13 protein-coding genes are annotated in these 14,898 nt (G+C 52.6%); 6 read left to right on the top strand and 7 right to left on the bottom strand.

The genetic code is table 11. The features are described 5' to 3' along the window. Window position 1 precedes the first annotated feature (1 nt). The 4 genes from pstC to AC1DF0_RS25790 all read right to left on the bottom strand — a co-directional run bounded on the left by pstC (window position 2) and on the right by AC1DF0_RS25790 (window position 5,969). Window positions 2–865, bottom strand: a complete 864-nt coding sequence (pstC, locus tag AC1DF0_RS25805; RefSeq protein ID WP_442051173.1) for a phosphate ABC transporter permease subunit PstC — start codon at window positions 863–865, stop codon at window positions 2–4. Between the two features lie 200 nt (window positions 866–1,065). Beyond that, on the bottom strand, window positions 1,066–2,070 hold the full coding sequence (locus AC1DF0_RS25800) for a PstS family phosphate ABC transporter substrate-binding protein (RefSeq protein ID WP_442051143.1): 1,005 nt from the start codon (window positions 2,068–2,070) through the stop codon (window positions 1,066–1,068). A 101-nt stretch (window positions 2,071–2,171) separates the two neighbouring features. Next, entirely contained in the window at window positions 2,172–3,476 is a 1,305-nt protein-coding gene (locus AC1DF0_RS25795; RefSeq protein ID WP_477576077.1) for a methyl-accepting chemotaxis protein, read from the bottom strand. Between the two features lie 423 nt (window positions 3,477–3,899). Beyond that, entirely contained in the window at window positions 3,900–5,969 is a 2,070-nt protein-coding gene (locus AC1DF0_RS25790) for a beta-galactosidase (RefSeq protein WP_477576075.1), read from the bottom strand. A gap of 145 nt (window positions 5,970–6,114) precedes the next feature. On the opposite strand from AC1DF0_RS25790, the gene AC1DF0_RS25785 reads away from it, so the two are divergent. The 5 genes from AC1DF0_RS25785 to AC1DF0_RS25765 are packed head-to-tail and all read left to right on the top strand — an operon-like array spanning window position 6,115 to window position 10,375. Beyond that, on the top strand, window positions 6,115–6,942 hold the full coding sequence (locus AC1DF0_RS25785) for an AraC family transcriptional regulator (protein WP_442051140.1): 828 nt from the start codon (window positions 6,115–6,117) through the stop codon (window positions 6,940–6,942). Between the two features lie 37 nt (window positions 6,943–6,979). Beyond that, entirely contained in the window at window positions 6,980–8,158 is a 1,179-nt protein-coding gene (locus AC1DF0_RS25780; protein ID WP_477576072.1) for a M20 family metallopeptidase, read from the top strand. Continuing rightward, window positions 8,155–8,934, top strand: coding sequence for a threonine/serine exporter family protein (locus tag AC1DF0_RS25775; RefSeq protein ID WP_442051138.1), 780 nt, complete (start codon window positions 8,155–8,157; stop codon window positions 8,932–8,934). Before AC1DF0_RS25780 ends, AC1DF0_RS25775 begins: the two co-directional genes overlap by 4 nt. 3 nt (window positions 8,935–8,937) lie before the next feature. After that, complete coding sequence (locus AC1DF0_RS25770) at window positions 8,938–9,414, top strand: threonine/serine exporter family protein (protein WP_442051172.1); 477 nt, start codon at window positions 8,938–8,940, stop codon at window positions 9,412–9,414. Between the two features lie 22 nt (window positions 9,415–9,436). Next, on the top strand, window positions 9,437–10,375 hold the full coding sequence (locus tag AC1DF0_RS25765) for a phosphotransferase family protein (RefSeq protein ID WP_477576069.1): 939 nt from the start codon (window positions 9,437–9,439) through the stop codon (window positions 10,373–10,375). A 7-nt stretch (window positions 10,376–10,382) separates the two neighbouring features. On the opposite strand, the gene AC1DF0_RS25760 is transcribed toward AC1DF0_RS25765, so the two are convergent. After that, complete coding sequence (locus AC1DF0_RS25760; RefSeq protein WP_442051136.1) at window positions 10,383–11,252, bottom strand: lipoate--protein ligase family protein; 870 nt, start codon at window positions 11,250–11,252, stop codon at window positions 10,383–10,385. A 94-nt stretch (window positions 11,253–11,346) separates the two neighbouring features. On the opposite strand from AC1DF0_RS25760, the gene AC1DF0_RS25755 reads away from it, so the two are divergent. Then, entirely contained in the window at window positions 11,347–12,213 is an 867-nt protein-coding gene (locus AC1DF0_RS25755; protein WP_442051135.1) for a helix-turn-helix domain-containing protein, read from the top strand. 44 nt (window positions 12,214–12,257) lie between these two features. On the opposite strand, the gene AC1DF0_RS25750 is transcribed toward AC1DF0_RS25755, so the two are convergent. After that, window positions 12,258–12,980, bottom strand: coding sequence for a response regulator transcription factor (locus tag AC1DF0_RS25750; RefSeq protein WP_442051171.1), 723 nt, complete (start codon window positions 12,978–12,980; stop codon window positions 12,258–12,260). 125 nt (window positions 12,981–13,105) lie between these two features. Then, a complete protein-coding gene (pnpS, locus tag AC1DF0_RS25745) occupies window positions 13,106–14,881 on the bottom strand; it encodes a two-component system histidine kinase PnpS (RefSeq protein WP_442051134.1) in 1,776 nt (591 codons plus the stop codon). Window positions 14,882–14,898: the final 17 nt, after the last annotated feature.

Genomic DNA, 14,898 nt, shown 5'->3' with positions numbered 1-14,898 from the left:
ATTAATACTCCTCCCTGAATCTTCTTGCTACGTACTGGGCAAGAATATTAAGCAAGAACGTGATGACGAACAACGTCATGCCTACTGCAAATATCGAGCCGTATTCGACAGTACCGTGCGGCGTATCGCCTAAGCTGACTTGAACGATGTAGGCGGTCATGGTCTGAATACTATCCAGCGGATTCATCGTCATGTTCGGCGTCGATCCCGCTGCAAGCGTCACGATCATCGTCTCGCCAATTGCACGTGAGAATGCAAGTACAGCAGATGCTACGATACCCGATAATGCGGCAGGTACAACGATTTTAAGGGCAACCTCGAACCTGGTAGCTCCAAGCGCATAAGCGCCGTCGCGCAAGCTGCGCGGTACGGACGACATCGCGTCCTCGCTTAGCGAGCTGACCATCGGGATAATCATGATCCCGACGACAATTCCGGCGCTGAGCGCATTGAATATGCCGGCGCTTGGGAAGATGCTTTGAATAATCGGCGTAATCAAGCTTAGCGCAAAATAGCCGTATACGATTGTCGGCACGCCGGCGAGCACCTCAAGGATGGGCTTTACGACTTTTCGTACTTTTTTGGGCGCATATTCCGATAAGTAGATGGCACTTGCAAGCCCGATCGGCACGGCAACAAGACAAGCAATGACGGTAATCATCAGCGTTCCGGTAAGCAGCGGCAGCACTCCGAAGCTCTTAGGCGGGATTAGCGGCGACCATTTCGTTCCGAACAAAAAGTCCGTTATCGGTATCGTTTTGAAAAACTGGATGGTTTCGGTTAACAATGTCACAACGATTCCGATCGTTGTCATGATGGATACGGACGCGCAAAGAAACAGCAGGATTGGCATTACTTTGTTCATGATGCTGACGCGCTCGTTTTTGAAATTGTATGCGTCGACTTTTACGGTAGTGGTTTGCGCATTATCTTTGCTTTGCAGAGCTTCGCTTTGCATGCCGGCGGCCTCCTTCTTGCCATTTACAATTCATTAACATATGCGGCGTGAAAAATGTGATGTCTCGCGAGACATCACATATTCATCACCAAGTACGAGCTTATTTATTATTGGATTTTGGCAGCTTCTGTTGCGTATTGCTCATCTGGCAACGATACGTAGCCAACTTCGCCAGCCAATGCTCCGATGTTTTCAATGTAGAACTTAGCGAATTCTTTCACTTCAGGACGCTCAAGCTCTTTGTTGTTCAGGTAGATGTAGAGCGGACGGGACAATGGCGCGTAAGTGCCGTCTTTGATCGTGTCGTACGTAGGCTCGATTGGGCCGGAACCGCCGTCAACCGGAACGACTTTCAGCTTATCGGCGTTTTCTTCGAAGTATGCGAAGCCAAAGTAACCGATGCCGTATTTGCTGCCTGCTACACCTTGAACGAGTGCGTTGTCGTCTTCGCTGAAGCTGATTGCTTTATCGTTGCGAATGCCTGCTTTTTCAAGGATTGCTTCGTTGAAGTAGTCATAAGTGCCGGAATCAGCACCTGGCGAGAACATAACGATCGGTTCTGCAGGCCATGTGTCGCGAACGTCTTTCCAAGTAGCAACCGTGCTGCCTGTTGTGAAGATTTTGTTCAATTCTTCAACCGTCAGGTGGTCTACGAAATCATTTTCTTTGCTAACGACAACCGACAAACCGTCGAATGCTACCGAAAGCTCCGTGTATTCGATTGCTGCGTCCTTACAAGCTGTAGCTTCTTCGTCCTTGATCGGACGCGATGCGTCTGCGATTGCAATTTCGCCAGCGCAGAACTGCTTGAAGCCACCGCCTGTGCCGGATACGCCGACTGGTACGCGTACATCCGAATGCTCTTTGTTGAACTCTTCAGCCGCTGCTTCCGTTAATGGAAACACTGTGCTGGAACCGTCTATTTTAATTTCGCCCGACAGCTTAACCGCTTCTTCAGTTGGCGCATTGGTTGCCGTATTGTTCGTTGCTGCTCCGCCATTATTCTCCGAGCCGTTATTTCCGCTATTGGCGTTATTGCCGCAAGCTGCTGCGAATACGATCAACATGGACATCATCAACGTTACTACGACTTTCTTTTTCCCCTTAAACAACTCTACCACTCCTCTTAATTTGTCTAGTATGTGTTTTCCCTAACGAGTTCAATACTACTAGCCGTTTGTAAATCGGGTACTCTCTTTTTGTAAACTTCATGTTAAAAATACGACTGCCGCAGTTTCTCCATTTCATCGGCGACATGAATCGACTGACGATGCGCTTGCTCCGACAGTTCTCCGACTTGCTTCGCGCTTCCGCGATTATCCGCAGCCGCTTGGAACAAGCGATTGAACGCTTCAACCGCGGCGAGAACATACGCTTCGCTGGCCGTCGTCTCTGTCCGCCCCGATCGCGTAAGCGCCGCCGTCTCGCCGATCGCATCGACGATCGACTTCGTCAGCATCGTAATCTCTCCGGCCAGCTGCTTCGTCTGGCCTGCTAGTTTCATAACCTCGCCGGCCACAACGGCGAAGCCGCGCCCGTGATCGCCCGCACGCGCTGCTTCTATAGAAGCATTGATCGCGAGCAGATTGCTTTGGTCCGCCAGCTCGCGGATCACCTTGGACACGCGGCTGATGGATCCCGCTTCCGCTTGAAGCTCGTTCATGCGCTGCTCTTGACGCTGTGAGGAGTTCGCTATCGATACGAAAGCGTTGCTTACCTTGTCCAGCTCGTTCTTGCCGCTTAACGTCAGATCAACCATCTCTACAGACAGCGATTCCCCTTGTTCGGTTGAGCCTCGGACTGCGCTTGCCGCCTGCTCAATCTGCCTTACCCGCTGTTCCGCCGATTCAATGATGCGGCGCTGCGCATGAACCGCTTCCTGCTGCAGCTCTCTCGACATCTTAAGCATGTCCGAAACGGTCAGCACGCCAACCAACAATCCGTCCTGCTGCGTCACGATCACGCAATCATATAGGATGCCCTCATCGCGGCTGAGCGCGCTGTCGATGATCTGCTGCGGCGCATCCGCTCTATGTACCATTAACGGGCTTGTATCCATCAGCTTCGTTACAGGCTTCTCATAGTACAGATCGGCGCTGAACCGATGACCCAGCTTTAAGAAAAACCGGTTGCGCATCATGAGACCGACCGGAATCTGATCACCGCTTCGTATGACGACTACGCACTCGCAATCGGGATGCTGCTTGAACACGCTTATCGTCTCGCGGCAGGTGCGCTCTTCTTCAACGGTCGGCGCCCCGCGCATATAATCGGCAATCCGAACGGACCGCTCCTCTGTCATTTCATCTGTTGTTTCTTCTTTAGCTGTTAATGATGTTTGATTAAGTTCTCTTTCAATAAATAGGAGCTCCGATTGTACCAAAGCTTCTGTTGCAGCTTCGGAAACGGCCTCTGCGGCAGGTGGTACAACTTCAGCTGCAATCGCTGCCGAAGACTTTCCTTCTTCGTGCTCAACCACTTCTTGCTTCATTTGCTTATCCAGAACGGACACCGTCATTCACGATCACCCTTCCTTCCATATCCTCTCAGAAACACTATAGGTCTCAAGCATCAACTGTAGAGGCGCGAAATGTTATCGGAATGTTAAATTCGACAATAATTGATAAATAGATTTATGAGTTGCCAGTCTGCATGATCGAATGTGAGCTGTAAGTGCCCATGTGCTCTTATGGCGAAGGAGTAACTTGGTGGGACAGCCTGTAAGAGCTTATGTGAGCTTACAGGCCCAGTTTGAACAAGCTACTTATTCGAATGTGAGCTGTAAGTGCGTATGTGCTCTTACGGCGAAGGAGTAACTTGGCGAGGCGGCGTGTAAGTGCGCATGTGCGCTTACAGAGGCAGTTCAACCACAACGCAAAAAAACTGTGCAGCACGTACGTCTTTCGTACGTGCTGCACAGTTTTTTAGGAATACAAGAATGTTATTTCGATGCGCGCTTCAGAAGCTTCATGCTGTGGCCTTCAAGCTCAATTGATGAGCCTACAGCCGCACCTGTCAGCAGTTCCGTGTATACGCGGCCGTCCAGCTCTACCGACTTGCTAGCATCCGTGAAGTTCGAGACGAATACAAAGTCTTGCTCGCCGTCCGTACGAAGCTGAGCGGTTACGCCTTCCGGCAGCTCCGACTCGATGACGCGTTTCACGCCAGCTTGCTCGAGTACGCTTGCCGTCAATTGTTTAATGAATTCATTGTCATTGCGCGACGCAATATAATACGCTTTACCCTTGCCAAGCTTGTTCACCGTTACGGCTGGACGTCCTGCATAGAAGTCTTCACCGTATACTGCGAGCGCCTCAGCGCCTTCGAGATGAATAAGGTCGCATAGCTCGCGAGCAGTAAACTCGCCGCCGAAGCCTAGCTCGTTGCCTTCGTTCATCACGACACGGTTCGAGTCGTGATCATGGAGCGAATCGATCTCCTCAGACCAGATGCCCAGCGTCTTGCGAAGCGGACCTGGGAAGCCGCCAAGGAAGCAAAGGTCGTTCTCGTCGACAATGCCGCTCCAATAAGTCGCGATGAACGTACCTCCGTTCTCGACGAAGCGTTCAATGCGCTCGCCAACGCCCGGACGCACCATATAGAGCATCGGCGCGATAAGCACCTTATAAGAATCGAAGCTGCATTCGGAATCAATAACGTCAACCGATACACCCAGATCCCACAGCGGACGGTAATGGTTGTGCAGCGTTTGCTCGTAGTGCAATCCGCCGTTGCGCGGTCCTTGCGAATCTTTCACCGCCCAGCGGTTTTCCCAATCGTTAATAAGCGCTACTTCCGGCTTCACCGAAGTGCCAACGACTTCCGTCAGCTTCTCCAGCGTCTGTCCAAGTTCGGACACTTCGCGGAAGACGCGTGTGTGCTCGTTGCCGACATGGTCAACAACCGCACCGTGCAGCTTCTCGCTCGAGCCCCTGCTCTTGCGCCATTGGAAATATTGAACCGTGTCCGAGCCATGCGCTACCGCCTGCAAAGAGGACAAGATATGAACGCCCGGACGCTTAAGCTTGCTGACCGGCTGCCAGTTCGTCATGCTCGGCGTGCTTTCCATCAGCATGAACGGTTTGCCGCCTTTGAGCGAGCGGAACACATCATGGTTAAAAGCAATCCAAGACGCCAGCGAGCTGTCGTCGCCAAAATTGTCATGCCATGTCGGATAAGCGTCCCATGAAATCATATCGAGCAGGTCGCTGAACTTCCAATAGTTAAGCGGCTCGAAATCAAGCATGAAGTTAGTCGTAATCGGCAGTTCCGGATTAGCGGCACGCAGCGGCGCAATCTCATGACGGCAGAAATCGACCGTTTGATCCGTAACGAACCGTCTCCAATCCACGTTTTGACCATGAACGGCATTCTCGCCGCGCGCGGTAGGGGATTCCACCTGCGTCCAGTTCGTATACGTGTGGCTCCAGAACGTCGTCCACCATGCATCGTTGAGCGCTTCGAGCGAGCCGTATTTATTTTGCAGCCAGCCGCGGAATGCGTCTTCGCAGTAATTACAGTGGCACTCGCCGCCGTATTCATTGGAGATATGCCAGCCGATAACGGCAGGATGCTGCGAATAACGTTCAGCCAGCTTGCTGTTCATAATCTCTACCTTCTCGCGGTAAACCGGCGAGGAGAAGCAGTGGTTATGTCTTGCGCCATGCAGATTGCGAATGCCGTTCGGGGCAACGCGCAATACTTCCGGATACTTCTCCGACATCCAAGCCGGACGCGCGCCGCTTGGCGTTGCCAGCAGGGCAAAAATACCGTTCGCAGCGAACTTGTCCAGCAGCGTATCCAACCACTCGAAAGTGAATCGGCCTTCCTCTGGCTCTAGCGCCGCCCATGCGAAGATGCCTACCGACATCACATTGCAGCTAGCCAGCTTCATTAAGCGTATATCTTCCTCCAGCACCTCGGGATACTTCTGCCATTGGTCCGGGTTGTAATCTGCTCCATGCAGCATTTGCGGGATCTTGCTACTGATCGGCGGGAACTTTGTTGTCATGATGTGAGCCTCCTATATCGTCTTGTGAATCGTCGTAATTGGGTAGACTATAATGATATTCATATTATAAAATGAAAGCATCTCCATTAAAATAATAGTATTTTCGCATTGATATCAAAATATGAAACAGGAGTGCTGCATACAGATGGACACGATGGTCTTCCCGACGCTTACAGAAGCCGATACAACGCTTCCCCTCTACCTTACGAGCATCGGTCATTGGAGCAACCAAGAAACGATCGACCGTCCTGACGGATATCCGCATTTTCAGTGGCTGCAGGTCATGAACGGAGCAGGCATTCTTCAGGTCGGCGAGCATAAAATGTCTGTTCAAGCCGGACAAGGCTTCTGTCTCTTACCGGGCGATCCTCATGCTTATTATGCAACGGAAGAGCCCTGGGAAATCTTCTGGCTTAGCTTTCGCGGCGATCTATCGGAAACGATGCTGCGGCAAGCAGGGATTAAGCAATCTGGCGTCTATTCGACAGCCGATCATGATATGATGTTGACACATATGAAAAATATCTTTGCGATGACGCAATCCGGCCGCTCTTTTCTCGGCTTGGAATGCTCTAAGCTCGTTTACATGTTTTTGCTTGATTTGATGAAAGTTATTCTCGTAAGCTCGCAATCGGCGGAGCATCATATATTGAAGCTGAAGCCGGTACTGAAGTATATTGAAGACAACTATGACAAGCTTATTACGATCAAGGACTTAGCCGCTTGTATCGACATTACGCCGCAATACTTATGCCTGCTGTTCAAGAAAGCGCTGAAGATGCGGCCGCTGGAATATGTGAACCGTGAGCGCATCAACCGCAGCAAGGAGCTTATGTTCCATGAAAGCGATATTAAGATGAACGAGATCGCAAGGCGGGTCGGCTTCGACTCCCCCAGCTACTTCAGCTCGGTATTCAAGCGTCTTGAAGGCCTTAGTCCTGAGCAATTCAAAAAAATTCACGGCATGCGGTAAAATGAGACTAACGATATGAGGAGGCATATTCTCTGCGATGACCAACAAACAAACCGTATTCAATACGATTGACGAGCATGGCGAAACTTTCCGCTCTATTTCCCGCTCGATCGGGAACAGGCCGGAGCTTGGCCATGAGGAGTTCTTCGCTGCGGAGCTGCTAACAAAGGAGCTTGCGCGCTTCGGCTTCGAGGTTACGCGCGGCATTCTTGACATAGAGACTTCTTTCATCGCCGTTTATGATTCCGGCAAGCCTGGTCCTACCGCGGGCTTTCTTTGCGAGTATGACGCTCTTCCGGAGATCGGCCACGCTTGCGGGCATCATCTCATCTGCTCGATGAGTATTGCGGCGGCCGTTGGACTGAAGTCGGTGATCGATCAATTAGGCGGCCGAATCCGCATCTACGGCACGCCTGCCGAAGAAACGAAAGGCGCGAAGGTGCCGATGGCTGCAGCCGGACTATTCGATGATTGCGACTTCGCCTTAATGGCGCACCCTTATTACACCTTCGAGCGCTCCGGCGAATCGCTTGCGCTTGACGCGATTCAATTCGAATATGCAGGCGTTGCCGCTCACGCAGCGGCAAGTCCGTACGAAGGCGTGAATGCGCTCGATGCGGTGCTTATGCTGTTCAACAGCATCAACGCGCTTCGCCAGCAATGCCGCAGTGACGCTCGCATTCACGGCATTATCGACAACGGCGGCAAAGCGCCGAATATCATTCCCGATTATGCTTCGGCCAAGTTCTACGTGCGCTCCGCTTCACGCACCTACACGAACGAGCTAACAGAGAAGGTGCTGCGCTGCGCCGAAGGAGCCGCTCTGCAAACCGGATGTACGCTAACCACGAACAAATATGAGTTCTCGTATGACGAGCTGCTTACGAACGAAACACTGTCGGCTCAATTCAACCAAAATCTGATTGACGCTGGCATCCTACCCGAAGAAATTGCATTCGGCAAGGACCACGGATCCCTCGATCTCGGCAACGTATCCGTTCGCTGTCCGGCCATTCATCCCTACGTCAAAGTAGTCGAGGAACGATTCCTGCTGCACACGGAAGCGTTCCGTGATGCGGCTATGACAGAACAAGCGTACGACCGCATGTTGTTCAGCGCCAAAATGCTTGCTGCGACGGCTTATGACGTATGCGCCGATCCAGCCCTGCTCGCTCGCATCCGCGAGGAGTTCGAGCGGCAGACGAAGCAGCCATGACGGCAAACGCTCAGTCTACCGACGATAACGGCCGCTGCGACATCTCGCAGCTCTGCTTGCTGGCAGGTAAGATCATCCTCCAGAACGGCGGCGAAACCTACCGCGTGGAGGATACGATGGTGCGCATCGCTGCCGCCTGCGGCGTCTCGCAATCGCAAAGCTTCGTAACGCCGACCGGCATTATTTTCGCCATCGAGGGCACTGCTCATACAACCAGACTCATGCGTATCTCTGAGCGGTCGACCAATCTGTTGAAAGTTACGCTTGTAAACGATATTTCGAGGCAGATTAGCCGCGGAGAAGTGACGCCCGAGGAAGCCTATCAGCTGCTCCAGCGCATCGATTCAGGCGACGGCGGCTACAGCTACCCGAGTTGGCTGCGGGTCATCACCGCCGCGATTGCCAGCGGCTGCTTCCTCATTATGTTCCAAGGCGTCTGGTCGGACTTCTGGCCCGTCATCGTTTGCGGCGGCATCGGCTATTTATTTTTCGTGACGCTCCACCGTATCGTCCCGATTACGTTTTTCGCCGAATTTCTGACCGCTGTCCTGATCGGCCTGCTGTCCGTCCTTACCGTCCATGTCGGCTTCGGCACCGACCTCGACAAAATTATTATTAGCTCCGTCATGCCGCTCGTTCCCGGGCTTCACTTAACGAACGCGGTGAGGGATCTAATGGCAGGACATCTGGTATCCGGCCTGTCAAAGGGGGCGGAAGCTTTTCTGACCGCCTTCGCCATTGGGGCCGGCATCGCAGCGGTGCTTTCATTTTATTAACGGATATGGAACGAGAAGCTTGAGAGGAGAAGGGACGGAGTGGACATATTCGCACAGCTCGTAACGAGCTTTATCGCTTCTGCTGCATTCGGCCTCATTTTCAACGTGCCCAAAAACGCTTTGCTGCAGTGCGGCGCCGTCGGCATGCTCGGCTGGCTTATCTATGTAATGGCTACCGAACTTGGCATGGATGCGATACCGGCTACGCTGATCGCCGCCTTCATCGTCTCTGTCGTCAGCCAGCTGTTCTCCAAGCTGTATAAAATGCCGATGATCGTATTCAGCGTGTCCGGCATCATTCCGCTTGTGCCCGGCGGCATTGCGTACGACGCCATGCGCAATGTCGTGGAGAATCAATATGATGCCGCTGTAGAGCTAAGCGCCAAAGCGTTCATGATCTCAGGCGCAATCGCGATCGGCCTTGTATTCTCGGAAGTGATCGGTCAAATGATCAAACGCTCGGAGCGCCAGCGGCAATAATCGGGGGAGGGGACAGGAGAAGATGGATACGTCATGGATTGATCAATACGGCAACGTTATTGCGTCTCGAATTGTAAGCAGACAAATCCTATACAAAGGAATGAACGGGAAGTCGGTTGAACGAATTCATCCAACAGGCGCAGACAGCCTCATCTTCAAGCCGCTTACGAATGACAGCCAGTCCGGTGCAGAGGCATGGGTGTATGAGCATATATTGCCACGCTTGCAGCCGGTCTACCCGATGCTGCTGGCGAAGTCGCCAAAAGATGCCGTCCCCGAGCATAGCTGGACGCTTTATGAGGATCTTGGTCCATTAAGCCATCAGTTCGAGCTCAGGGCGTCATTAGCATTAATACCGCATATCGTCTCTTGGCATGCATTAGCGATCAATATCCCCGCGTTCTCTTCCTTGCAAGGCCCAAAACCGAATGCTGATCATGTTGCAGCGGAGCTTCTGGAGAATCGCGCTAGCTGGTTTAGCTTAGCCTCGCAACTCCAACTTCCGCAGCATGACATCAGTCTTGTACTCGATACGCTAGAGCGCGAGGGGCGTAAGCTGCTGCTCGATCAACCGCTCGTTTTGTCGCATGGCGATCTTCATCTAGGCAACTTCGCTATCGTTATGGGCAACCTTAAAGTGCTTGACTGGGAACATGCTCATTTGAACATCCCGTATTGGGACTTGTATCATGTCATCGACATGTCTCATCCTACATTTCCGAAGGAAATGACCATTGCTCACAGAGAGCGTCTGCTAGACGAATATGTAGCTTTGGCTGCAACGACGCCTGCCGAGTTCAAGCGAGGTTATTATTTGTTCGCAGCCGTCTACTCGCTATGGATGCTCCGCCTCATCGCCAAGGATATCGAGTCCGATGCCGGCATCTGGCCGCTGCACCAATTGCGACGACAGCTGGATGAGACAATCGCCAGCTTCCTCCAATGCGCCCAAAGCTTATGAGCTCCTGCTAATGCGAAGTGCTGGCATATCTGGCTCGCAGCGCTGCAATATCCTTCTCCAGCTCCTCGGCCGCAGGCATCGCGAGCCGTTCGGCAGCGCTTGAGAGGCCTGCTTCCGTCTGTCCCCCACTCACGATTCGCCGCAGCTGCTGCGCGAACGCTTGACCGGCCTGCGGCCCTAGTCCCGCAAGCTCTTCCAGACTGGCTGTACTGCCAGCCTCCACGATCGGATATTCGCCATTATTGCTTTCCGCTTCCGTATCGGAAGCACCAGCTGCCCGCTCATAGAAAGAACGCACAAGCTTCGCCCGTTCCGCTCCCGAGCCTTCCGCGACAACGAACGCCTGCACAATGAACGCATGCGTCTGCCTGCGTTGCGCAATGCCGCAGAACTTCAGCCCGCCAATGCTCAGATCGTAATCTCCCGGACAATAAGCGCCTTGGATTTCTCCCTTGTCCACCTGTCTTCCCGTCATCCGCAGCGCATCCTGAATGAAGCGGTACATCAGTTCAAAGTCATTATGATAGTGCATGTGGTTCACGCTAGGCTTCGGCATAATAAGCGAAACATTGACGACGCCTAGATCTAACGGAACGGCCGCTCCTCCCGAATGGCGTACAGCCGTGCGCCAGCCTCCAGCTTCAAGCCACCCGCGCGCCTCGTCCGCATGGGGGAGCCTGCTGTCACGCATTCCGAGAATGAATGCTTGCGGATGGCGCCATAGATGGCATATCGCCGGGCCTCCTTGCCCCGTTCGTCGACATAACCAGTCGTCAAGCGCGAAGGCGTGCAGCGGATCAAGCTCCCTCACCTCGTTCATTCGATCGAGCAAAAGCATACCGCTCATCCTGTCCTTCAGCTCCTGTTGCCATTCCATGATACTTACGCCCTCCCTTTCCCGTATTGCCTTTGATAGATTTCAGCACTAAAATATAAGTATTGCAGGCCGCGCGCCAAGGAGGACAATTTGATTGGAAGCCTTTAACGAGAAGGTAGCTTATGAGAACCCTTTGCTATCGATACGCGTATTCCGCTCCATCCGCAATGAAGAGGGGCTAACGAATTGGCATTATCATAAGCAGTTGGAGCTGCTGCTCGTTCTCGGCGGCGAGCTTGACGTCTACGTCGAGGAAGAGCACTTCCATCTAGCAAGCGGCGATGTCGTTCTTATCGGCGCATCAGAGCTCCACCGCGACCGCAGCATCGGCGTTCTCGACTATATCGTGCTTCAATTCGATTTGGAGCAATTTTACGATCAGAGCACGATTCCTTATATGCGTTATTTTTCCGAGACACAGATGCCGTTAAGTAAAGCGAACTATATTTTCCATCTGAATCATACCATTAAGCAGCAGACCGCTTCATTAGCGAAAGAGATTCTTGAAGAGGCTACCCGCAAGGATACCGGCTACGAGCTTGCCGTGAGCATACTCATTAAGCAGATTCTATTGCTGCTGCTGCGCGGCGACAGCCGCAAGGTGCTTACGCTGCAAGAAGACTTCGACCGAACACGGCTGCGCCCGGTGCTTGATTATATCGAGACGCACTTAACCGACCGCATTCAGGTTGAAGAGGTATGCAAGATCGCCAATATGAGCTATTACTACTTCGTCAAATATTTCAAAAAAACGATCGGCCTCTCGTTCACCGAATATGTCAATTATCGCAAAGTCAAATGGGCCGAGCGCATCCTGCTTACGAAGGATCTCAGCATATCCGAGGTCGGCGAGCGAATCGGCATGCCCAACATGGCTCACTTCTACAAAATGTTCAAGAAATACAACGACTGCTCGCCGAAGCAATTCCAGCGCAAGATGCTTGTATGGAATAAGCAATAACGCAAGCCACTCGCATAGCGGAAGACAAAAAAAGCTCGTCCACCCTATACTTTGGGGGAGGCGAGCTTTTTGGGCATTACGAGCTTGTAGCCGACGCCGCGAATCGATTCGATCTGAACCGATTGCTGGCCGAGCTCCAGCTTCTTGCGCAGGGAGCTGACATGAACGTCAACCGTGCGTTGTCCGCCGATGTAATCGAAGCCCCATACGACATTCATAAGATCGTCGCGCGTAATGACCATTCCGGGACGCTGCACAAGATACAGCAGCACTTCGAATTCCTTCGGCCTAAGCGGGATCGACTCCGCATTCAGCACGACTTCGTACTTATCGGGATAGATGGACAGATCGCCAGCCGTTATTACCTTCTCCGAAGTCTGCAGCGGCTTCACATCGCCTTCCTGCGTGCGGCGAAGGACGGCGGATACGCGGGCCAGCAGCTCGGCAACGCCGAACGGCTTCGTAATGTAATCGTCGGCGCCGTGCTTCAACCCTTGCACGACTTCCTCCTCTGCATTGCGCGCCGTCAATATGATGACCGGCGTTCTGACGCCGTTCTGGCGTAGTCTGTTCAGAATTTCGAAGCCGTTCAAGCCCGGCAGCATAATATCTAGAATAACAAGGTCGAAGCTGCGCTGCAAAGCCGTCTGCAGACCTTCTCCGCCGTGATCAATGACCGTTGTTTCATAGCCTTCCTGCGTCAGGTTGTACGACAACAATCGCGCTAGTGTCGGTTCGTCTTCAATTACGAGCACTTTATGCGGCATACTTACCTCCAACTTCGCGAACGGAAAACCCGTCCGCATAGTATCGAATTCTCCTATAGTTTATCACGGTTTCATAAAGAATAGGTAAATGTTTTTGTCATCGGCGCGCAGACACGCCCCCGTCCCTAGTGCAGAACGGGCAATTCAATATCAAATGTCGTCCCGACGCCAACGGTGCTCTCCACCGTAATCGTCCCTTTATGCAGCTCGACGAGATGCTTCACGATTGACAAACCAAGCCCCGTGCCGCCTGAACTGCGTGAGCGGGCCTTGTCCACGCGGTAGAAGCGCTCGAAGATGCGCGGAAGGTCTTTCTTTGGAATGCCGATGCCGGAATCGCTAATTTGGAAATGAATATGCTCTTCGCCGCGGGCATGCACTTTAATCGATACGCGGCCGCCCTCCGGCGTATAGTTGATGCCGTTCGCAAGCACATTCATCATGATTTGCCGCAGCCGATCCTCGTCCGCTTCCATATAGAGGCCTGGCTCGATCTGCATATGGAGCTTAATATTTTTGCGCGCCGCTTCCGATTCAAGCAGCGTTACCGTCTTCGAGACGAAGGAATCGAGCTCAATCGGCGAGAAAATAAGCGGCACGCGGCGCGACTCGATCTTGGACAATTCAAGGATGTCGCCGATTAACCGATTCAACCGATCGCTCTCGTCAAAAATAATTTGCAGGAACGATCTCGCCGTCTCCTCGTCCTTCACGACACCGCCAAGCAGCGTCTCCGCGAACCCCTTCACCGCTGCGATCGGCGTCTTCAGCTCATGTGATACATTCGCTACGAATTCGCTTCTCATCCGCTCCAGCCTGCGGATCGCCGATACGTCCTGCAGCACGAGCAGGACGCCGGTGAACACGTGCACTTCCCGGTGAATCGGAACGACGTTCAGCTCCAGCAGCCGCTCCTCAGGGAAGTAGAACGTAATCTCCTCGCGAAGATGCTCCCTCGTATCGAGTCCCTCTTGAATCATTTGCGCCAGTTCATACTGCTGCTTCGCTTCCGCGAAGTGACGGCCGACAAGCTCGCGCGCGGAGAAACCAAGCACTTCCTCTGCGCGGCGGTTCATAAGCAGAATACGCCCTGTTTGATCGATCATAACGATACCGTTAATCATATTGTTCAATACGCTCTCGAGCTGTCCCTCATTCTCTCGAATGCGCGTCATTTGCTCATTCAGACTGTCTGCCATTGCATTAATAGCATAGCCAAGCTCGCCTATCTCATCCTGCTTCGTTACTTTGACGCGCGCGGCGTAGTCCATATTTTTGATCCGCTTAGCTACCTTCGTTATTTGCTCCAGCGGTCTCGTCAAACTGAGCGCTAATCGATAGCTGATCAACGCTACAATAAGGAACAACACGAGCAAGCCCATAATGAGCACCGCCGTCATCCTGTGGATGCTTTCATCGACCTGCTGCAGGCTCATTGCCAGCCGAATAATATAAGGCTCCTCGCCTGGAATAACCGACACCGGTATCGCGACATAGATCATATTTTGACCGATCGTTTCGCTCTCCCGGATCGATCTTCCCGTGCCTGACTCCAGAGCCTCTCTTACCTCCGTCCGGTCTAGATGGTTGTCCATCTTCTCCGGCTCGGTATCCGAATCGCCAAGCACGGCGCCGTCGCTCCGTATGAAAGTGACCCTAGCGTCCGTATAACTCTTCAATTCCTTCGCTTCTTTATTGTAGAAGACGTACAGCTCGTCGAGATTGCCGGATCTCCAATCCATCTTCGAGGATATGATGCGCATCTCGCGAATCATATTTTCCTCCAGCGCCTGGATATGATTATCCTTGAACGTCTTCGCCATGAATACGCCTGCCGAGCTGACGGATATAGCAACCATAATGATCATAATAAGCGTAAGCCGATTGCGAAAGCTGTTCATCTCTTTCTCTCTCCTTC

It is taken from the genome of Paenibacillus sp. 05T425 (assembly GCF_056396205.1).
This window is presented reverse-complemented; position numbering and strand designations above follow the sequence as displayed.